General features: G+C 62.5%; 21 protein-coding genes. 13 read left to right on the plus strand and 8 right to left on the minus strand.

All coding sequences use genetic code 11. From position 1 onward, the window contains the following. Positions 1-241: 241 nt before the first annotated feature. Entirely contained in the window at positions 242-1,915 is a 1,674-nt protein-coding gene (locus CKO23_RS15005) for a methyl-accepting chemotaxis protein (protein ID WP_200332634.1), read from the plus strand. A 235-nt stretch (positions 1,916-2,150) separates the two neighbouring features. After that, the gene (icd, locus tag CKO23_RS15010) at positions 2,151-3,407 is read left to right on the plus strand and encodes an NADP-dependent isocitrate dehydrogenase (RefSeq protein ID WP_200332635.1); all 1,257 of its coding nucleotides are present in this window, start codon (positions 2,151-2,153) and stop codon (positions 3,405-3,407) included. Positions 3,408-3,502: 95 nt separating this feature from the next. Here icd and CKO23_RS15015 read toward each other — a convergent pair whose 3' ends face one another. Then, positions 3,503-3,709 carry a cold-shock protein gene (locus tag CKO23_RS15015; protein ID WP_200332636.1) on the minus strand — a complete coding sequence of 69 codons (207 nt, stop codon included), beginning with the start codon at positions 3,707-3,709 and terminating at the stop codon, positions 3,503-3,505. 271 nt (positions 3,710-3,980) lie between these two features. Between CKO23_RS15015 and clpS the strand changes: the two genes are divergently transcribed. Then, positions 3,981-4,304 (plus strand): ATP-dependent Clp protease adapter ClpS, encoded by a 324-nt coding sequence (clpS, locus tag CKO23_RS15020; protein ID WP_200332637.1) that lies wholly within the window; start codon positions 3,981-3,983, stop codon positions 4,302-4,304. Positions 4,305-4,373: 69 nt separating this feature from the next. Next, a complete protein-coding gene (clpA, locus tag CKO23_RS15025) occupies positions 4,374-6,635 on the plus strand; it encodes an ATP-dependent Clp protease ATP-binding subunit ClpA (protein ID WP_200332638.1) in 2,262 nt (753 codons plus the stop codon). Between the two features lie 333 nt (positions 6,636-6,968). Here clpA and infA read toward each other — a convergent pair whose 3' ends face one another. The 5 genes from infA to trxB form a co-directional block, all read right to left on the minus strand. Further along, on the minus strand, positions 6,969-7,187 hold the full coding sequence (infA, locus tag CKO23_RS15030; protein ID WP_164451408.1) for a translation initiation factor IF-1: 219 nt from the start codon (positions 7,185-7,187) through the stop codon (positions 6,969-6,971). 99 nt (positions 7,188-7,286) lie between these two features. Next, on the minus strand, positions 7,287-8,051 hold the full coding sequence (locus CKO23_RS15035) for an arginyltransferase (RefSeq protein ID WP_200332639.1): 765 nt from the start codon (positions 8,049-8,051) through the stop codon (positions 7,287-7,289). Then, complete coding sequence (gene aat, locus CKO23_RS15040) at positions 8,048-8,800, minus strand: leucyl/phenylalanyl-tRNA--protein transferase (RefSeq protein ID WP_200332640.1); 753 nt, start codon at positions 8,798-8,800, stop codon at positions 8,048-8,050. The genes CKO23_RS15035 and aat overlap by 4 nt, the downstream gene beginning before the upstream one ends. Beyond that, the gene (locus CKO23_RS15045; protein ID WP_200332641.1) at positions 8,797-9,990 is read right to left on the minus strand and encodes a GNAT family N-acetyltransferase; all 1,194 of its coding nucleotides are present in this window, start codon (positions 9,988-9,990) and stop codon (positions 8,797-8,799) included. The genes aat and CKO23_RS15045 overlap by 4 nt, the downstream gene beginning before the upstream one ends. A 134-nt stretch (positions 9,991-10,124) precedes the next feature. Then, positions 10,125-11,090 carry a thioredoxin-disulfide reductase gene (gene trxB, locus CKO23_RS15050; RefSeq protein ID WP_200332642.1) on the minus strand — a complete coding sequence of 322 codons (966 nt, stop codon included), beginning with the start codon at positions 11,088-11,090 and terminating at the stop codon, positions 10,125-10,127. 290 nt (positions 11,091-11,380) lie between these two features. Here trxB and CKO23_RS15055 point away from each other — a divergent pair, with 290 nt between their 5' ends. The 8 genes from CKO23_RS15055 (at position 11,381) to CKO23_RS15090 (ending at position 18,763) form a co-directional block, all read left to right on the plus strand. Next, positions 11,381-11,848: a C40 family peptidase gene (locus CKO23_RS15055; protein ID WP_200332643.1), complete on the plus strand. Its 468-nt coding sequence runs from the start codon at positions 11,381-11,383 to the stop codon at positions 11,846-11,848. A gap of 129 nt (positions 11,849-11,977) precedes the next feature. Continuing rightward, positions 11,978-12,340 carry a high-potential iron-sulfur protein gene (locus CKO23_RS15060; RefSeq protein WP_200332644.1) on the plus strand — a complete coding sequence of 121 codons (363 nt, stop codon included), beginning with the start codon at positions 11,978-11,980 and terminating at the stop codon, positions 12,338-12,340. Positions 12,341-12,633: 293 nt separating this feature from the next. Next, the gene (locus tag CKO23_RS15065; protein WP_242482463.1) at positions 12,634-13,485 is read left to right on the plus strand and encodes a hypothetical protein; all 852 of its coding nucleotides are present in this window, start codon (positions 12,634-12,636) and stop codon (positions 13,483-13,485) included. A 449-nt stretch (positions 13,486-13,934) separates the two neighbouring features. Further along, positions 13,935-14,555, plus strand: coding sequence for a 23S rRNA (uridine(2552)-2'-O)-methyltransferase RlmE (gene rlmE, locus CKO23_RS15070; protein ID WP_200332646.1), 621 nt, complete (start codon positions 13,935-13,937; stop codon positions 14,553-14,555). 77 nt (positions 14,556-14,632) lie between these two features. Beyond that, a complete protein-coding gene (ftsH, locus tag CKO23_RS15075) occupies positions 14,633-16,549 on the plus strand; it encodes an ATP-dependent zinc metalloprotease FtsH (RefSeq protein WP_200332647.1) in 1,917 nt (638 codons plus the stop codon). A gap of 4 nt (positions 16,550-16,553) precedes the next feature. Then, the gene (glmM, locus tag CKO23_RS15080) at positions 16,554-17,888 is read left to right on the plus strand and encodes a phosphoglucosamine mutase (protein WP_200332648.1); all 1,335 of its coding nucleotides are present in this window, start codon (positions 16,554-16,556) and stop codon (positions 17,886-17,888) included. 129 nt (positions 17,889-18,017) lie between these two features. After that, the gene (locus CKO23_RS15085; protein ID WP_200332649.1) at positions 18,018-18,446 is read left to right on the plus strand and encodes an SRPBCC family protein; all 429 of its coding nucleotides are present in this window, start codon (positions 18,018-18,020) and stop codon (positions 18,444-18,446) included. After that, positions 18,443-18,763 carry an RnfH family protein gene (locus CKO23_RS15090; protein ID WP_200332650.1) on the plus strand — a complete coding sequence of 107 codons (321 nt, stop codon included), beginning with the start codon at positions 18,443-18,445 and terminating at the stop codon, positions 18,761-18,763. The genes CKO23_RS15085 and CKO23_RS15090 overlap by 4 nt, the downstream gene beginning before the upstream one ends. 167 nt (positions 18,764-18,930) lie before the next feature. On the opposite strand, the gene CKO23_RS15095 is transcribed toward CKO23_RS15090, so the two are convergent. Continuing rightward, complete coding sequence (locus CKO23_RS15095) at positions 18,931-19,422, minus strand: outer membrane protein assembly factor BamE (RefSeq protein WP_200332651.1); 492 nt, start codon at positions 19,420-19,422, stop codon at positions 18,931-18,933. 143 nt (positions 19,423-19,565) lie between these two features. Here CKO23_RS15095 and fur point away from each other — a divergent pair, with 143 nt between their 5' ends. Beyond that, positions 19,566-19,982 carry a ferric iron uptake transcriptional regulator gene (fur, locus tag CKO23_RS15100; RefSeq protein WP_200332654.1) on the plus strand — a complete coding sequence of 139 codons (417 nt, stop codon included), beginning with the start codon at positions 19,566-19,568 and terminating at the stop codon, positions 19,980-19,982. A gap of 59 nt (positions 19,983-20,041) precedes the next feature. Here fur and CKO23_RS15105 read toward each other — a convergent pair whose 3' ends face one another. After that, a complete protein-coding gene (locus CKO23_RS15105) occupies positions 20,042-20,230 on the minus strand; it encodes a hypothetical protein (RefSeq protein ID WP_200332652.1) in 189 nt (62 codons plus the stop codon). Positions 20,231-20,369 lie beyond the last annotated feature (139 nt).

The raw sequence follows: 20,369 nt of genomic DNA on the forward strand, positions 1-20,369 counted from the left end.
GACGTCATGGTTGCGCCTTTGGGTGGGGCTGGCTTTCGGCGCATAGGACGCTTGGTCAGGGGCGGGGATGGGCGATGGACAATCCTGCCAGGTGCCGAACCCGTTCGCCCTCAGCCGTGTTGATCCACTCCACCCAGCGCCCCGGCTCGCTAGGCCAGCGTTCGCCGGAGTGCGGGCTGTCAGGTTACGGATTCGAAATTCAACGCGAAGTAAGAGACGTCGGCGTCAGGAAGGGAAGGTCATGAAGAAGATGCGTTTGAGCGTACAGTTGTTGGGCAGTTTTCTATCCATCGCGGCGATCGTCCTGGTTGTGGGTGCCTTCGGGATCAAGGGTGAGCTGGACATGCGCAAGCACCTGATCTCCATCAGTCAGGCGTCCGTGCCAACCATCATCGCGCTCAACCGGCTGAACTATGAGCGGGTGCAGATTCGGGGGCAGACCTATGAGGTGAAGGGGCTCGCCACCTGGACGCCGGAGGTCGGTGAGCAGGTCGCTCAGGTCGTGCGGCAGCGGGCGGCTTCCTGGTCGAACGTCGAATCCGCGCTCGACAGTTATCAGCACCTGCCGCGCACCCCGGACGAGGAGGCGCTCTATACGGCGTTCAAGAGCGACTACGATGCCTGGCGGTCGGACTATGCCAAGGTCGATCAGTTGACGCAGAAGTTGAGCGAGGCGGCGGACCCGGTCGCTTACGCCGCTTTGCACGCGGATTACGCCCGGAGCGTCGACGAGATCTTCTTGGTCTCGGATCGCGTCGGGGTGCTGATCGAGTCTATGGTCGCGGTCAAGAATGACGCGGTGCAGATCGAATTGACCGAGGCGGTTGGCGAAAGCGAGCTCATGGTCAAGCTCTATAGCGCGGGGATTGCCTTGGGGCTGGCCTTGGCGGCGTTCCTCGGCATCATGATCACACGCGGAACCCTGCGGGAGCTGGGCGGGGAGCCAGCGGATGCGGTGTCCCTCGTGAACCGCTTGGCGGAGGGCGATCTCACCACCGCGATCAACTTGCGTCAGGGTGATAGCACCAGCCTGCTGGCGGCCATCGCCCGGATGGTGGAGAGCATCAAGCGCGTGCTCCAGGAGGTCTCCAGCGCCAGCGCGCAAGTGGCCGCGGCCGCCGTGCAACTGGCGGCCACGAGCGAGCAGACGCGCGAGCAGGTGCGGGTGGGGCAATCCGAGACGGATCAGGTCGCGACGGCCATGAACGAGATGACGGCGACCGTGGAAGAGGTGGCGCGCCACGCCGCCGACGCCGCCCGCGCGGCGCAGGACACGGATAAGGAGACCGAGGCCGGTGGGCAGGTCGTGACCCAGACGATCACCGCGATCGACTTGTTGGCTCAGGAGGTGGAGTCCGCAAGCCAGGTCATCGCCAAGCTTTCGGTCGACAGCGGGGAGATCGGGGCCGTTCTCGACGTGATTCGTGGTGTGGCCGAGCAGACCAATCTCCTGGCCCTCAACGCCGCCATCGAGGCGGCCCGCGCGGGCGAGCAAGGCCGCGGCTTTGCGGTGGTCGCGGCAGAGGTGCGCACTCTGGCCAGTCGGACTCAATCCTCGATTCAAGACATCCAGGAAAAGATCGAGCGCGTCCAAAACGGCTCTGCTGGTGCCGTTCAGGTGATGGAGAAGGGGCAGGCGATGGCGCGTGAGAGTGTCGTTCAGGCGCAGCGCGCTGGTGAGTCGCTGCAGGCCATCAGCGCCGCCATCACCAGTATCAACGACATGAACCGCCAGATCGCCAGCGCCGCCGAAGAGCAGACGGCCGTCGCGGAGGAGATCAATCGAAATATCCACACGATCTCCCAGACGGTTGACCAAACCTCGGCGGGTTCGACGCAGATTGCGACCGCCAGCGAACAGCTTGCGGGGCTGGCGTCCTTGCTGCAGGAACGGGTTGGACAGTTCCGCATCTGAGCAGGCCGCGGCGCAGGCGTCCCCGGCAGCGCGATCCGGCGCAGGGGGAGCGAGGCGCGCATTGTCGAATTGGGGTTTCGAGTTGGGGCGCGGTTGAGACGGAGGTGGCGGGATCGGCGGCGCGCTGAGGCCGGTCCGCGCGTCGATTCAGGTCGGAGAATCTGCGCTTGTGTCTGCGCGATGCCAATCAGGAATGATAGCATAGGCAAATTTGGCGACCGAGAGAGCGCAGCACATGTCGTACGACAAAATTCAAGTCCCATCCACCGGCGAGAAGATCAGGGTCAACGACGATCTCTCGCTGAACGTCCCCGACAAGCCGATCATCCCTTACATCGAGGGCGACGGCATCGGTATCGACATCACGCCCGTCATGCGTGCCGTGACGGATGCCGCCGTGTCCAAAGCCTACGGCGGGACGCGTCAGATCCAATGGATGGAGATCTATGCCGGCGAGAAGTCGACGCGCACCTATGGCGAGGACGTCTGGCTGCCCGAGGAGACCCTGCGGGCCGTCAAGGACTTCGTCGTCTCGATCAAAGGCCCGCTGACGACGCCGGTCGGTGGCGGCATCCGCTCGCTGAACGTCACCCTGCGTCAGGAGCTGGACCTCTACGTCTGTCTGCGTCCGGTGCGCTATTTCAGCGGGACTCCGAGCCCGCTGAAAGAGCCTGAGCACACCGACATGGTCATCTTCCGTGAGAACTCGGAGGACATCTATGCCGGTATCGAGTGGCAGGAAGGCACGCCCGGCGCCAAGAAGCTCATCGAATTCCTGCGCAAGGAGATGGGCGTCACCAAGATTCGGTTCCCGGAGACCTCCGGCATCGGCATCAAGCCGGTCTCGAAAGAGGGCACGGAGCGCCTGGTCCGCAAGGCAATTCAGTACGCCATTGACAATGACCGCCCCTCGGTGACCCTGGTCCACAAGGGCAACATCATGAAGTTCACCGAAGGTGCCTTCAAGCAATGGGGCTACGAGCTGGCGCAGTCCGAGTTCGGCGCGACCGAGCTGGACGGCGGTCCTTGGTGTACCTTCAAGAATCCGAAGACCGGGCGCGACATCATCGTCAAGGATGTCATCGCCGATGCCTTCCTGCAGCAGATCCTGCTGCGTCCCAAGGAGTATGCGGTGATCGCCACCCTGAACCTCAATGGCGATTACATCTCCGACGCCCTGGCGGCCCAGGTGGGCGGCATCGGGATGGCGCCGGGCGCGAACCTGTCAGACAGCGTCGCGATGTTCGAGGCGACCCATGGCACCGCGCCAAAGTATGCCGGGAAGGACCAAGTCAATCCGAGTTCCCTGATCCTCTCCGCGGAGATGATGCTCCGCCACATGGGCTGGACCGAGGCGGCCGACTTGGTGATCAAGGGTGTCGAGGGCGCGATCGCGGCCAAGACCGTGACCTACGATCTGCATCGTCTCATGGACGGTGCGACAAAGCTCAGTTGCTCTGGCTTTGGTGAGGCCTTGATCGGCAAGATGTAAGGCGCAAAAGAAAGCGGCGGAACCGCTGGGGTTCTGCCGCTGTGATCGCCAAGCGTCGTGCCGACGATGGCTTGCTGGCGTTGGCCGCCCCGCCCTCAGCTCACGCGATGCACATTGGCCGCATGCAGCCCCTTCGGGCCTTCGCTCAGTTCGAACTCGACTTTTTGTCCTTCTCTCAACGTCTTGTAACCGTCCATGTCGATCGACGAAAAGTGGACGAATACGTCCTCCTCTCGACCGTCGGGCTGCACGAACCCGTACCCCTTTGCGTTATTGAACCATTTCACGACACCGGTGATCATTGTCGCACTCCTCCTACTTGACGGGGCTCTTGTTGGTGGTCGTTATAGTTGCCTGGCACCGTACCTTGAATCCGGCGATCGGTACCACAACTCCGTAGTATAGTGAGTTGATTTCGCTGGTCAAACTGCCCCTTTCTGCAATCTTTGCGAAAACCGCTTTCCCGGGAGGGGCTGCACTGATCCCGCGCCGAGACAGGGTCTGCGCGCAGCGCTGGCGCTACTCGTCGGCATCGCGTCGCACCTCGACAAATTTTGACTAGAATCCGAGATCATGAGTAACGATATACCTGGTGAGGAGCGGGAATCTGGACTGACGGTTCAGGAAGCGCGTCCAAAACTCAGGCGTCCGCCCCTATTTAAAGTCCTGCTGCTCAACGATGACTACACCCCCATGGAGTTCGTCGTGCTGGTCCTGGAAGTCTTCTTCGGTATGAACCGCGAGAAGGCCACTCAGGTCATGCTCCATGTTCACACGCGTGGTGTCGGGGTCTGTGGCGTCTTCACCAAGGATATCGCCGAGACCAAGGTCGCGCAGGTCAACGACTACGCGCGAAGCAATCAGCACCCGCTGATGTGCACCATGGAAGAGGCCTAGGTGATGGTGGTTGACCAAATGAGCGGCAGCATGTTAACGGTTTCATAACCTCACCCTTGGAACAGGCCGATGCTGAGCAAAGAACTCGAACTCACGCTTAACCGGGCCTTCAAAGAGGCGCGCGCCAAGCATCACGAGTACATGACGGTGGAGCACATGCTGCTCTCGCTGTTGGATAACCCGACGGCCGCCAAGGTGCTGCGTGCATGCGGGACTGACGCGGAGCGACTGCGTCGCGAGATTGCCGCCTTCATTGACGAGACCACACCAATCATCCCGAGCAACGAGGAGCGCGACACCCAGCCGACGCTCGGCTTTCAGCGGGTGCTGCAGCGCGCGGTCTTTCACGTCCAGTCAGCGGGCAAGAAGGAGGTGACCGGCGCCAATGTGCTGGTGGCCTTGTTCAGCGAGCAGGACTCTCAGGCGGTTTACCTGCTCAATCAGCAGGATGTGACCCGGTTGGACGTCGTCAACTACATCTCCCATGGCATCTCCAAGGTGCCCGGCGAGAGTCAGGAGGACGATGTCCCCGGCGATGCCGAGGATGTGCGCGGTGACGAGAAGGAGGGCTCAAGTCCGCTCGAGAGCTTCGCGACCAATCTGAACGAGATGGCTCGGCAGGGCCGGATCGATCCTCTGATCGGCCGTGCCGCCGAGGTCGAGCGGACCATCCAGATTCTGTGCCGTCGGCGGAAGAACAATCCGCTGTTCGTCGGCGAGGCCGGTGTCGGCAAAACGGCGATCGCGGAGGGTTTGGCGAAGAAGATCGTCGACGCCGAAGTGCCCGAGGTACTGAACGACGCCGTCATCTATTCCCTGGATCTCGGCGGTCTGGTCGCCGGGACGAAGTACCGGGGCGATTTCGAGAAGCGGCTGAAGTCGGTGCTGGCCCAGCTCAAGCGTCAGCCGCATGCCATCCTCTTCATCGACGAGATCCATACCATCATTGGTGCCGGCTCGGCCTCGGGCGGCGTGATGGATGCATCGAATCTCATCAAGCCAGTCCTGGCCTCTGGCGATCTTCGCTGCATCGGCTCCACGACCTATCAGGAGTATCGGGGCATCTTCGAGAAGGATCGGGCGCTGGCGAGACGGTTCCAGAAGATCGATGTCGAGGAGCCCTCGGTCGAGGAAACCTTCGAGATCCTGAAGGGGCTCAAGTCGCGCTTCGAGGAGCATCATCAGGTCACCTATACCAACCCGGCGCTGCGCGCCGCGGCGGAACTCTCGAACCGGCATATCAACGACCGCCATCTGCCCGACAAGGCGATCGACGTCATCGACGAGGCCGGCGCCAACGTCCAGCTCAAGAGTCCGGCCAAGCGCAAGAAGCGGATCGATGTCGCGGACGTGGAGGCGATCGTCGCCAAGATCGCGCGTATTCCGCCCAAGCGCGTCTCTGCCTCCGACATGGAGTCGCTCAAGAACCTCGATCGCGACCTCAAGATGGTTGTGTACGGTCAGGATCCCGCGATCGATGCGCTGACCTCGGCGATTCGCATGAACAGGTCCGGCCTGGGTGCCGAGGAGAAGCCAATCGGCTCCTTCCTGTTCACGGGGCCGACCGGCGTCGGCAAGACCGAGGTCACGCGCCAGCTGGCGCGCATCCTGGGTATGGAGCTGCTGCGTTTCGATATGTCCGAGTACATGGAGCGGCACACGGTCTCACGTCTGATCGGCGCGCCCCCTGGGTACGTCGGCTTCGACCAGGGTGGTCTGCTGACTGAAGAGATCAACAAGCATCCGCATGCCGTCCTGCTGCTCGATGAGGTCGAGAAGGCGCATCCCGACGTCTTCAACCTGCTCCTGCAGGTTATGGATCACGGTACGCTGACGGACAATAACGGCCGCAAGGCGGACTTCCGCAATGTCGTGCTAGTCATGACGACCAATGCCGGCGCGGAGGAGACCTCCCGTCGGTCCATCGGCTTCACCGAGCAGGATCACTCCACCGATGGCATGGAGGCGCTCAAGCGCTTCTTCTCGCCCGAGTTCCGCAATCGGCTGGATGCCGTCGTTCAATTTGGCCCCTTGGGCGAGAAGACGATTCGCAGCGTGGTCAATAAGTTCGTCTTCGAGCTGGAGCAGCAGTTGGAAGAGAAAAAGGTCCATCTCACCGTTGACGAGGACGCGTGCGAGTGGCTGGCCGATACGGGCTATGATCCGAAGATGGGCGCGAGGCCCATGGCGCGGGTGATTCAGCAGAGTATCAAGAGGCCTCTGGCCAACGAGCTGCTATTCGGGGATCTCGCGACGGGCGGGTCTGTGCGAGTCTTCCTGAAGGACGGCGCCGTAGCCTTCGAGATCAATGGCGTCGAGAAGGAGCTGTGAGTCGAGGGAGGGCAGGTGGGCGCTTCTGACTAGGCCGGGATCCTTGCTTCGGCGTGGTTTCCGGTTCTTTGCTGGGTGCCGTCAGGCGATGACCCAGCTGGCTTCAAGGGCCGGCTGGCGCCTAGTCCGATGTCGATGATCGATCGTTCGGTTGGTGGGTATGGGCCATCATCGGGCTGAGCGACCCGATGTTCGCGATCAGCGCGTCGAAGAGTCTCTGTCAACCGGGAGGTGCGCTCGTCGACCTTTGGCGAGAGGACGACTGCCGCGCCTGATGGCTCGGCTGACGTTGGTCGGACGAATCCTGGTGGGTTCGCGAACAGCCGAGACGCCTTAGCGGGCGCGGTAGACGATCCGTCCCTTGGTGAGATCGTAGGGTGTGAGTTCCACGGTGACCTTGTCGCCGGTGAGGATGCGGATGTAGTGCTTGCGCATCTTGCCGGAGATGTGGGCCGTGACGGTGTGTCCGTTTTCGAGTTCCACTCGGAAAACCGTATTGGGCAGGGTCTCCATGACCGTGCCTTCCATCTGGATGACGTCGTCTTTAGACATAGTTGTGAGCTTGTTGGGGTTGCAATTCAGGCTTCAAAGCTCACGAAGTATACCATAGGCGGCCGATCGAGCGTCATTCCGGCCTCAAGAAATCAGCCTTCATGAGACACCGATGGTGATGGGCTGAGTGCGCTCGAATTGCCTCCAGCGATGGCCATCCCAGGCCTCCATCGGGCGGAAGCGGTCCTTGTAGGACATCTTTCTGCAATCCTGAATCCAGTAGCCCAGATAGAGATAGGCCAAGCCAAGCCGGCGCGTGGCTTCGACCTGTGCCAGCACCCCGAAGGTGCCTGGCGCCCGCTCCGAGATCTCGGGGTCGAAGAAGGTGTAGACCGCGGAGAGGCCTTGCTCCAGAACGTCCGTCACGGCGACCCCCACCAGCCGATCTCCCAAGCGCAGCTCGATGAATCGGGTGGCGCCACCCCAGGGCTCGACCAGGAAGCGTCGGTAGCTGTCCTCACTGGTATCATCGGCCATGCTGCCGTCGGGGTGGCGGTGCAGGAGATAGCGCCGGTACAGCTCGAAATGCGCGTGCTTGAACGCGGCTGACCCATCGACGAGCGTCATGTCCGCGCTGTTGCGCCGCCAATTGCGCTGCTGTGAACGGTTTGGCTGGAAGGCTTCGACAGGGATGCGCACCGGCACGCACCTGGAGCAGCCGCGGCAGGCGGGTCGGTAGATGTGGGAGCCACTGCGCCGGAAGCCCTGATCGACGAGAACCTGATAGGTCGCGTTGTCGATCTTCGCCGTCGGGTCGACGAAGAGCGTGCGCGCCAGTCGATTGTCCAGGTAGGAGCAGGGATGGTCCGCTGTCATGTAGAGCGCGAGATAGCGCCCTCCGCTGCGGTCGACGGCTTGCGTCATGGTGTTTGCGCCCTGTCTGCGACGGGTTCCAGCAGACAGACGCTGGATGGAAGCGCCTCGCCACACTGATCCCAGCTGCCGATGCGTCCTGACTCCGCGCAGCAGCGATTCAGGAGGGCGATGAACTCCATGCGTGGGAGCTCGACTGCTCCCATGCTCATCAGGTGCTCGGTGCGCATCTGGCAGTCGATGACCCCGAAGCCCCAGTCGGCCAGCGTGCGGCAGAGATGGACCAGCGCGACCTTGGAGGCGTCGGTCGTTCGGCTGAACATCGACTCGCCGAAAAAGGCGCGACCGATGGCGACCCCGTAGAGCCCCCCGACGAGTTGCTCCCCCTCCCAGACCTCGACCGAATGCGCCAGCCCCTTGGCATGCAGGAGGCTGTAGGCGGCGATCATTTTGGGTACCAGCCAGGTTCCGCCGCCTTCCTCGCGCGGTTGCGAGCAGCCGCCGATCACGCCGGTGAAGCTGCGATCCAGCGTGAGCGAGAGCTGCGCCTTGCGCAGGCGCTTGCGCAGGCTGCGTGAGATGCGGATGTCCTCGGGGAAGAGCACCGTCCTTGGGTCCGGAGACCACCAGAGGATCGGGTCCTCGGCGCTGAACCATGGGAAGATGCCGCGCCGATAGGCGTGCTCAAGACGCGTCGGCGAGAGATCGCCGCCGACCGCCAGGAGCCCATTGGGCTCGCGCAGCGCCTGATGAGTATCGGGAAAGCTGGTGCGATCGTGGGGGTCGAGGAGGGCGATCATTGCAGGGCGTCTCTTGCCGCCCTCGGGCTCCCGTGTCTGGATGCGGGGTCGTCACTCGACCGATAGGGGCTGTGGTCGGTCATGTCCGCAATGTAACCCTCCATCCCTTCCGTCTCCGTCGCGAGGAATCTGCGAATAGCGGCCCCGAAATTCGGATCTGCGACCCAATGAGCGGACCAGGTGCGGGTGGGCAGAAATCCGCGGCTGACCTTGTGCTCGCCCTGGGCGCCTGGCTCGAACCGTTGCAGGTGATGCTCGACGCAATGCTCGAGCCCCTGGTAGTAACAGACCTCGAAGTGCAGGCTGTGGTAGTCCCGAAAGCAACCCCAATGGCGTCCGTAGAGGGAGCTGGATCCGAGCAGGTTGAACGCGCCAGCCACGACTTTTCCGGCATCATACGCCAGCACGAGCAACAGATGCTCGCCCATGGTTTCCGCGATGCGCTGGAAGAAGTCCAGGCTCAGGGTCGCCAGTCCGCCGCGTTTGTCGAAGGTGTCGCAGTAGAGCCGATGGAAGATGGCCCACTCGGCCTCACTGACGGCGTCGCCGCGAATGCGGCGGATCCGCAGGCCACTGTCGCTGACCCGTCTGCGCTCGCGCTTGATCATCTTGCGCTTCGCCGCTGTCAGGGCGTTCAGAAAGGCATCGAAGGAGTCATAGTCGTGATTGCGCCAATGAAACTGGCAGCCAAGACGCCGCATCAGCCCCTGCGACTCGAGCTGCTGAGTCTCGTGCTCGGTCGTGAAGAGCCAGTGCAAGGAGGAGACCTCCAGGCGTTCAGCGACCTTGACCGATCCTTGGATAAGGGCGCGGGCATGCGCCCCTTCGCGATCGCCGCTCCCGGTGAGGATGCGCGTTCCCGTTGCCGGGGTGTAGGGTGAGGCGATGACCAGCTTCGGATAGTAGTCTCTGCCACTGCGCCGGTAGGCGTCGGCCCAGCTCCAGTCGAAGACGAACTCGCCGTAGGAGTTGAGCTTGAGGTAGCAGGGCGCGACCGCAAGCACCTCGTCGTCAGCGTCGCGCAGCGCCAGGTGGGTCGGAATCCAACCCAGCTGCTCGCCCACGCAGCCGTGGTCCTCCATCGCTCGAAGGAACTCATGCCGCAAAAAGGGGGTGTCCGGATCGGCGAGCGCATTCCAGGTCTGGGCCGGGATCTCGGCGATTCTGGAATGCGTCGTGAGCTTATACATGGGATGGTCTGAAGGGCATGCTGAAATGCTCTTCAGATATGGGCGGTCGGCTCTCAGCCAATCCAGCGAGGGCCGTCTTCCGCCGCGGGACGCGCCCTGATGCATCGCGCGTCCTGCTCGGATCGAGACGCCGCTTACTGGCCAGCCGCCTCGAGCGCATCGAGGAATTTCTCCGCGTCCAGGGCGGCCATGCAGCCGCTGCCCGCCGATGTGATCGCCTGGCGGTAGATCTGGTCCATGACGTCGCCCGCGGCGAAGACGCCAGGAACCGAGGTCGCGGTCGCATTGCCCTGGGTTCCGCTCTTGACCTGGATGTAGCCGTTGGTCATCTCGAGCTGACCCGCGAAGATCTGGGTATTGGGCTTGTGGCCGATGGCGATGAAGACGCCTTGTAGATCGATCTCCTGGGTCGAGCCGTCCGTCACGCTCTTGATGCGCATGCCGGTCACGCCGGTTGCGTCCCCCAGGATGTCGTCGAGGACGTGGCTCCAGGCGATGCGCACGTTCCCCTTCTCGGCCTTCTCGAAGAGGTGTTTCTGCAGGATCTTCTCGGCCCGCAGTGCGTCGCGACGGTGGACCAGAATGACCTCGGAGGCGATGTTGGACAGGTAGAGCGCCTCTTCGACGGCGGTATTGCCGCCACCGATCACGGCCACCTTCTGATTCCGATAGAAGAAGCCGTCGCAGGTCGCGCAGGCCGACACGCCTTTGCCGCGGAATTCCTGTTCAGAGGATAGACCCAGGTACATCGCGCTCGCGCCGGTCGCGATGATGAGGGCATCACAGGTGTAGACGGCCGAGTCGCCCATCAGTTTGAAGGGACGGCTGCTGAGGTCGGTCGCGTTGATGTGGTCGAAGATGATCTCGGTCTCGAAGCGTTCCGCGTGACGGCGCATCCGCTCCATGAGTTCGGGACCCTGCACGCCATCCGGATCGCCGGCCCAGTTGTCGACCTCGGTCGTCGTCATGAGTTGGCCGCCTTGCTCCAGCCCAGTGACCAGGACGGGCTTGAGGTTCGCACGGGCAGCGTAGACCGCCGCGGTGTAGCCGGCAGGGCCGGAGCCCAGAATGAGTAGCCGGCAGTGCTTGGTTTCGCTCATGCGTTCAACTCCAATGCGCCTGAGAGGACCCGGTCCAGGACGTCCATTGCCCAAGGCGCGACCGGATCTGGGTCTGAAAAGGCAGGAATGCCAAAGGCCGTAAATTTAAGGGCTCGCCGCAGTCAGGTAAAGCCCGCGCGTTGCAGGGGGCCGGACGGTCGCGCGCTTTGTCGGCTCCTCGTCTCGCCAGTTTGCGACAAAAGGGCGAATCGGTGTGTGAATCGGAGATGAAAAGCGCGCAGAGAGCGGCTAAGATAACAAAGCATTAGAATAACAATCGTGAGTCCTTTATGAAGATGCCGCAGCGGCCTTGGTACCTCAGTCTTGCCCTCATGCTCTGTCTTTCCTTGCTCGCCGGGTGCGCTGGTACCGGTGGCTCGCGGGGCGGCAAAGGCTCCGACGTCGTCATGACCGGGCTGGCGCAGGTCGGCAAGCCGTATGTGTATGGGGCCGAGGCGCCAGGAGAGGGATTCGACTGCAGTGGCCTTACCTATTATGCGCACCATCGGGCCGGGCTCTCGATTCCGCGCACGGCCGCCGCGCAGCGCAAGGCGGCGAAGCCCGTCCGCAAGAACGGGCTGAAGGCGGGTGATATGGTCTTTTTCAAGACCGGGCCGAACGCCTATCATGTCGGTCTCATGGTGGACGACGGGCGTTTCGTACATGCCTCGACCTCGCGCAAGCAGGTGATGGTGTCGCGCCTGGACAACCCCTACTGGCAGTCGCACTTCCTTGGTGCCGGTACCTTTGTCCGCTGAGTCGGGCTTCTATAACGGGGTAAACGTCTCGCCTTTTTCGGTTCGCTGTTGCACAATGGTGGACGGCTTCTGGTCATCGACCGGGAGTGTCGAAATCACCACACTGTGCCTAATTTAGGAGTGACATTCATGTCCGATAAGCCAATGAGCAAGAGCCGTCGCGACGCCGTCAAGGTCATGCTGGGTACCGCAGTTGCGATTCCCATGATCAACATGGTCGGCTTTGGCACCGCGCGCGCGGAGGCTCCTGCGAATGCCGTGACCATGGACGATCCGACTGCACAAGCGCTGAAGTATCATCCGAGTGCCGCTGACTCCGATCGCGTTGCCGCGGCTCGTCCCGGTTTGCCGCCGGAAGAGCAGCACTGCGCGAACTGCAACTTCATGCAGGCAGATGTCGGTGAAGGTGATTACAAAGGTTGCCAGCTCTTCCCCGGCAAGCTGATCAACGTCAATGGTTGGTGCGCTTCCTGGACGCTGAAGGCAGGCTGATCGGGCCGTCTCGGTTTCCGAGCATGAAAACGGGGCTTCGGCCCCGTTTTTCGTGGCCTGTGAAGCGCGTCTCTAACCCCCTTGTTGGGTACCGCTAGTCTTGGAGACGAGAGAGACGGTCGATGACCCAGGCGCCTAGGCATTGAGGCGACACCGGATTCTTGACCGCCCTCTTTGCGAACCGAGCCGATGCCGGGCTTTCGCGGCTGTCCTTGAGTTGGATCATAGGGGCGCGAGCTCTTTCTCAGGCATGCTTGCTTCACTGTTGTTGCTGTATCTGCGGTATCATGGTCATGTCTACACCGTCTGAAACCACCTCCGATTTCGCCAATGCGCGCCCTTACGAACGCCTGGGCGCCGCGCCGATCAGGACCGGCTCTTTCGCTCGGCTTGCCTTCTTGAGGGCAATCGTCTGGAGCCTGATCGGGCTGATCTACGCACCACTCTTCACTGGACTGCTCGAGCTCATGACGGGGCTCGGGATGGGGCCCTACGCCTACATGCTTGCGGCGGGGTTGGCTGGCGGGGCTGGAGCGGTGCTCTACGGCGCACGCGAGCTGGCGTTGATCAGCACCGGTATCGGCGCCGCGGCCGGGGTCGCCGTCCTGATCCTGCTCTCTGACCAGGCTGGGCTTGCGAATGTGGTGCTGGTCGCATCCGTCTTGGCGGCGGCCGTGGGTCTGACGGTGTCCTTTCCGCGTCGCTGCTCGCGCCATGTCCCCGGTAAGCTCATGGCCGGTCTCATGTCGGGTATCTTTGGTGGGGCGGTTCTGGCGATTGTCGGGCCACTGCACCCCGCGCCCTTTTCGACCTTCGCCGTCCTGGCCTTCTTGGTCAGCGTCAACGGCATCCTCTACGTCGGGTCGGTCGAATGGTGGATCGCCGTGTCGCGCCGGATGAAGCTCGAAAGCCGTCCGTGCTACATCATCGAGTCGGTTATCATGGCGATCCTCGCTGGCATCGCGGCCGGCAGTGTCTGGATGGTGGCGGCGCCCTTGTTGGGTACCGACGCCGGCGTTTCGCAGCTGGCGAGCATCACCATGCACTATGAGATCCAAAATGCCGTTCTCGGCGGGCTGCTCGGCGGTGCACTCGGTGGATTCCTGCTTGAGATCTTCAGATTCTCCTGGGTGCATGAGCTTTGATCCTGGCGGCGTCGATCATTCTTCGGTCCAGTCGTCTTCTGTAGGGCGAACAAGCGCAGCGCAGTCCACCAACGCCGGCGCGGGATTCGGTGGACTGCGCTCTCGCTCGCCCACGCGACCGGTCCAAGTGATGACCAAGGCCATCCTGACGATTGTCGACGGCCGTTGTCTGAGCTGAGAGACGCGGCGATCGAGTTCTGGTTGATCGCGGCTGACCCCGGCGGAAGCTGTTCTCGGCTTTCTTGATCCTTGTGCACGGCGGATCTCGCCCCCTGTGGTAGGCTCTATCCCCAAGTCGTCGAGCGATGCGTTCGGCACGTTGAGGCTGTGACCTTGGGCGGAGTGCCTGCGCTCGGAGCATTCGATCGCGCTGGCGCATCGCTGCGACCGGTCGCTTTGCTGGCCATTCCATGGCCTGGACGACACGAAGGAGCCCATCGGCATTATCTATGGCAAAGAGTAAATCCAGCCGACGCTGGCTTGATCGGCATGTCAACGATCCGTATGTCAAGCGCACCCAGCTGGATGGCTATCGCTCGCGCGCCGCTTACAAGCTGCTCGAGATCCAAGAAAAGGACCGCCTCCTGCGGCCCGGCATGCATCTTGTCGATCTCGGCGCGGCGCCGGGGAGTTGGTCGCAGATCGCCAGCCGCCTGGTCGGCAACCAGGGCCGGGTCGTCGCGCTGGACATTCTCCCGATGGACGCCGTGCCGGGCGTCCAGTTGATTCAGGGTGACTTCCGCGAGGAGGCGGTGCTCGATCAGCTCAAGGACACCCTGAGCGGTGAGCCTCTGGATCTGGTGCTTTCGGACATGGCCCCCAATATCACGGGTACAGCCGCCGTCGACCAGGCGCGTGCCATGTATCTCATCGAGCTTGCACTCGAGTTTGCTCGGGAGCATTTGAAACCTGGTGGCGCCCTGGTCGTCAAAACCTTTCAGGGAAGCGGATTCGACGCCTATTTGCGCGAGCTGCGCGGGAGCTTCCGACAAGTGGCCTCACGCAAGCCAAAGTCCTCCAGGCCAGAGAGCCGAGAGGTGTTTCTGGTGGCAAAAGGCTTTCATCATTGAGCCGTCGATGCTAGTTTCCCCAGGTTATCCGGGGTCCTTTCTCGACAGAACAGCAGGGGCAGCGAGCCGTGAGTGACATGGCGAAGAACGTATTGCTTTGGGTGGTCATCGCCATTGTGCTGATGTCCGTCTTCAACAATTTCACCACCACCCAATCCACCCCGAGGAGTCTGAACTACTCGGACTTCATCGAGCAGGTGAAGGCGGGTGGGGTCAAAGAGGTCACTATCCAGGGCCGCTTGATCGAGGGTGTCAACGAGAGCGGGCAGCGGTTTACGACCTACAGCCCAGGCGACGATGGCTTGGTGGGGGATCTGCTCAACAGCAACGTGGTCATCAAGGCGGCGCCGCCCGAGAAGCCCTCGCTGCTCATGCAGATCCTCATCAACTGGTTCCCGTTGCTGATCCTCATCGGGCTGTGGATCCTCTTCATGCGACAGATGCAGGGCGGTGCCGGCGGGCGGGGGGCCATGTCGTTCGGCAAGAGCCGCGCGCGCCTGCTCTCCGAGGATCAGATCAAGGTCACCTTCCAGGACGTCGCCGGCGCCGAGGAGGCCAAGGACGAAGTCACCGAGATGGTCGACTTCCTGCGTGATCCGGCCAAGTTCCAAAAGCTCGGCGGCAAGATTCCGAAGGGCGTGCTCATGGTGGGGCCGCCGGGAACGGGCAAGACACTCCTGGCGCGCGCCATCGCCGGCGAGGCCAAGGTACCCTTCTTCACCATTTCCGGCTCCGACTTCGTCGAGATGTTCGTGGGCGTCGGTGCGTCGCGCGTTCGGGACATGTTCGAGCAGGCCAAAAAGCACGCCCCTTGCATCATCTTCATCGATGAAATCGACGCGGTCGGGCGCCATCGCGGCGCCGGACTGGGCGGTGGCCACGACGAGCGCGAGCAAACCCTCAATCAGTTGCTCGTCGAGATGGACGGTTTCGAGGGCAACGAGGGTGTGATCGTCATCGCGGCCACCAACCGCCCGGACGTCCTCGATCCGGCGCTGCTGCGTCCGGGCCGGTTCGACCGTCAGGTGGTCGTGCCGCTGCCGGATGTGCGTGGGCGCGAGCAGATCCTCAAGGTCCACATGCGTAAGATCCCGGCGGCCGAGGACGTCAGGGCGTCCGTGCTCGCGCGTGGAACGCCGGGCTTCTCCGGGGCGGATCTCGCCAACCTTGTGAACGAGTCGGCGCTCTTCGCCGCGCGCGCCAACAAGAAGATGGTCGACATGGACGACATGGAGAAGGCCAAGGACAAGATCATGATGGGCGCGGAGCGGCGCTCGATGGTCATGTCCGAGGCGGAGAAGCGCCTCACGGCCTATCACGAGTCCGGCCATGCCATCGTCGGGCGTCTGGTGCCGGATCATGACCCGGTGCACAAGGTCAGCATCATTCCGCGCGGCCGCGCCCTGGGCGTGACCCTCTTCCTGCCCGAGGACGACCGTTTCAGCTACAGCAAGCAGCGCCTGGAGAGCAGCATCTCCAGCCTCTTCGGGGGGCGCGTTGCCGAGGAGCTGATCTTCGGCGAGGACAGCGTCACCACGGGTGCGCAGAACGACATCCACCGCGCCACCGAAATCGCGCGCAACATGGTCACCAAGTGGGGGCTGTCGGACAAGCTCGGGCCGCTGACCTACAGCGAAGAGGAGCAGGAGGTCTTCCTGGGCCACTCGGTGACGCAGCACAAGAGCGTCTCCGACGAGACGACACACCTCATCGACGAAGAGATCCGCCAGATCATCGAGCGCAACTACGAGCGCGCCCGCACGCTGCTGGTCGAGCACATGGATAAGCTCGAGGCCATGGCGGATGCGCTCGTGAAGTTCGAGACCATCGACGCGCACCAGATCGACGACATCATGAACGGCCGCGCGCCGCGTCCGCCCAAGGATTGGGAAGATGAGGAGCCCAAACGCCCGGCCGAGCCTCGCGGCGAAGCCAAGGACGTTCCCGATGCCTCCGAGGGCGGGCAAGTCGGTCGACCGGCAGGAGAGCACTGATCAGATGCGTCACTACTTTGGAACCGACGGTATTCGCGGAACCGTCGGAGAAGGGCATATCACCCCGGATTTCATCCTCAAGCTGGGTTGGGCGGCCGGCCAGGTTCTCGGTAAGGGTGGCGGCAAGATCCTGATCGGAAAGGACACGCGGATCTCGGGCTATATGTTCGAGTCCGCGCTGGAGGCTGGCCTGGTGGCCGCGGGCGTCAACATCCGCCTGCTCGGCCCCATGACCACCCCTGGCGTGGCCTATCTGACGCGCACCTTCAGGGCCAGCGCGGGCATCGTCATCACCGCGTCGCACAACCCCTTCCAGGACAACGGCATCAAGTTCTTCTCGGCTGACGGCGACAAGCTGCCGGACGAGGTCGAGCTGGCGATCGAGGCGGAGCTCGACAAGCCCATCCGAACAGTGGACTCCAGCAAGCTCGGGAAGGTGAAGCGGATCGATGACGCCAATGGCCGCTACATCGAGTTCTGCAAGGGCACCATCCCTTCGAGCATGAACTTCAGCGATGTCAAGATCGTGGTCGACTGCGCCAATGGGGCGACCTACAACACCGCGCCCTACGTCTTCGAAGAACTCGGCGCGACCGTGGTGCGGCTGGGCACGGATCCCGACGGATTCAACATCAACCACGAACTCGGCTCCACCAAGCCCAAGGCCCTGTGTCAGGCGGTGGTCGAGCAGGGTGCCGATCTCGGCATTGCCTTCGACGGCGATGGCGATCGGGTGCTGATGTCGGACTCCAAGGGCAACCTGGTCGACGGCGACCAGCTCCTCTACATCATCGCCAAGTCGCGCCTGCTCGCTGGCGCCATGCGCGGTGAGGTCGTCGGCACGCTGATGAGCAATCTTGGGTTCGAGCATGCCCTGCAGCGCCTTGAGGTCGGCTTGGTGCGGACCAAGGTTGGTGACCGCTACATCATGGAGCACCTCAAGGGCGCGGACGGCATCCTCGGCGGCGAGCCCTCGGGCCACATCATCTGCCGCGACCGCACGACCACCGGTGACGGCATCGTCGCCGCGCTCCAAGTGCTCGCGGCGCTCAAGCGCCTGGACAGCAATCTGGACGATCTCAGCGCCGAGGTGGAACGCTACCCGCAGGTTCTCGTCAATGTCCGCCTCGACGAACGGCGCGACATCGTGAGTCTGCCGGCCGTCCGGGACGCCGTGCTGGCGGCCGAGCGCGAGCTTGGCGGGCGGGGCAGGGTGCTGCTGCGTCCCTCCGGCACCGAGCCACTCGTCCGAGTGATGGTCGAGGGTCATGACGGGCAGGAGGTCAGCCGACTGGCCGATTGGCTCGCCGGAGTCGTTCGCGACCAGATCGGGTGCTAGCGAAAGTGATTGCCGGGAAACAGCAGGCCGCCAGTCCCGCGCCGCGAGGCAGGGTCTCTTGGCTACCGGAAATCACATCAGTCACCTGGGCACTCAGAAGGTTAGGATTCATTACGGCGATGATGCATTGTGGCTATCGTTAGAAAAAGCGCGCTGGTATCCCATTCGGCGGCGGAGATGTTCGACCTCGTCTACGACGTCGCCTCCTATCCAAAATTCCTTCCCTGGTGCAGCAATGCCAGGGTGATCTCGGAGACCGACGAGAAGATCTGCGGTCAGATCGAGGTCCACCGCATGGGGATTCGCCAGACCTTCAGCACCTGCAATCGGTTCGAGCGCGATCGCTTGATGCACATCGACCTGCTCGACGGACCCTTTCGCAAGCTGGTCGGCGCCTGGCGATTCACGCCCCTGCGCGAGGATGCCTCGAAGGTCGAGTTGGAGCTGGAGTTCGAGTTCTCTGGCCGGCTGATCGACAAGGCCTTTGGCGGTGTCTTCAATCAGATTGCCAACACCCTGGTGGACGCCTTCTGCAAGCGGGCCGATGAGGTTCTGTGACTGAATACATCCAGATTGCAGTGGCCTACGTCGGCTCCGAGGGCCAGGTGCTCCGCAGTCTGGAGGCACGTACCGGAACGCATGTCCAAGAGGCCATCGAGCAATCCGGTGTTCTGCAGCAGTTCCCGGAAATCGATCTCGCCGTGAACAAGGTCGGCCTCTTCGGCAAGCTCGTCAAGCTCGATCAGGCCCTTCAGGACGGCGACCGCATCGAGATCTATCGTCCCTTGATTGCGGATCCAAAAGAGGCGCGCAAGCGGCGTGCGGCCGGCGAGGCCAAGGGCGCGCAGCGCGACGTCCAGACAACAGACTCCTGACGCCACTCATTCAGAGCGCCAGCGGCCAAATCACCTGAATCCTCGATGCCCCATGCGCTTGCGCGCGTGGAGAGCTCCGACGTCGGGGCCGAAGCGAGGGAGTGGGGGGAGCGAAAGTGGCCGCTCTCAGGATTCCGCAGCCGATTCATCCCAAGTCGGACAGCCTCCTAGTCCTTCGGCTCCAAACCAACGGCCTTGAGGCTCTTATTCAGCAGTCCCTCGCGTGCCTTGTAGTCCGGAACGGTCACCAGGATCTCCTTGGGTTCGTTCTCGGCGGAGCGTTTCGTGTCCGGTCGAATGTCGCCAGCGATTCGAGACAGCTTGTCATCCTGGAAATAGAGCGTCAGATCACGCTGCTCCATCTCCTTGTGTCCACGTTTGATCGTGTAGGTGTAATCCCAGCGATTGGTGTGGAAGAAGTCCGTCAGCAGCGGTGTTCCCAGCACGAACTCAACCTGGCGCTTGGTCATGCCGAGCTCCAGGCTATCCACCATTTCCGACGTGATGATGTTGCCCTGCTGAACCGTCATCTTGTAGACGAAGGGCAGGCTCTCCAGGACCGACGTCTGGGTCGCCTCTGGTTTCTTGTCTCGAGCGCAGCCGGCCACGCCCGAGAGCGCGAGACAGCCGATCACCGTAAGAGTGAAAATCTTTCGCATCTTGATCTGACAGAGACTTTGCGATAAACCGCCTAATGATACAGCAGCGCCGCCCCTCGGTGACAGAGGCAGGCGCTTCGCCGCTTCGGGCAAGCCCCATGCGGCCTTCCCGGGCCGAATCAGCAAGAGACGTGGAGACCCAATTGGAGAACCAGCAGATCAAAGAAGCGGGACTCAAGGTGACCGCGCCGAGGGTGAAGATACTCGGGATTCTCGAGAACTGTGGCAAGCGCCACATGAGCGCCGAGGATGTGTACAAAGAACTCATCAGCCAGGATGAAGAGATCGGCCTCGCCACCGTCTACCGCGTGCTGACCCAGTTCGAAGGTGCCGGCCTGGTGTGTCGCCGCCACTTCGAGGGTGGTCAATCCGTCTTCGAACTCAACAGCGGCGAGCACCACGACCATTTGGTCTGTATCAAGTGCGGCAAGATCGTGGAGTTCGTCGACCTTACCATCGAAAAGCGGCAGGCGAAGATCGCGGCCGATAACGCCTTCCAGATCGAGGACCACTCCCTGGTCGTCTACGGGATTTGCGGCGACTGCCAGAACAAGCGCTGAGAACCCTTGGCGACTCGGACAGGTTGCTCGCGTGATCCGAGGGTTCGGCAAGACGGCTCTTAGGAACTGTCCATCAATTGTTTCCCGCTTTTCTGGTCACGAAGCTCCAGCTTCGTGACCTCAGCGATGAGGCTCTGCTTCACGGCTTCGGCGGCTTCCGGCCCTTGATTGGGTCGATTCAGGCGCTGATCCTCGAGTTCGCGAAGCGGAGCTTCGTCTCGCGGATGAGGAAGCTGGAGCTTCGTCACCAGGCTCGAATCGGGACGTAGAAGATGGACATTTCCTTACTGCCCATGGACGCCAGCGAAGCCGAGGCCGGCGCAGCCGTTCCCAAGGTTTCAATCCGCGCCCGGCTGATTAGCCGGGCGATGCGGTACCGGGGCGGGC

The organism is Thiocystis violacea, from assembly GCF_016583565.1.
Lineage (GTDB): Bacteria > Pseudomonadota > Gammaproteobacteria > Chromatiales > Chromatiaceae > Thiorhodococcus > Thiorhodococcus violaceus_A.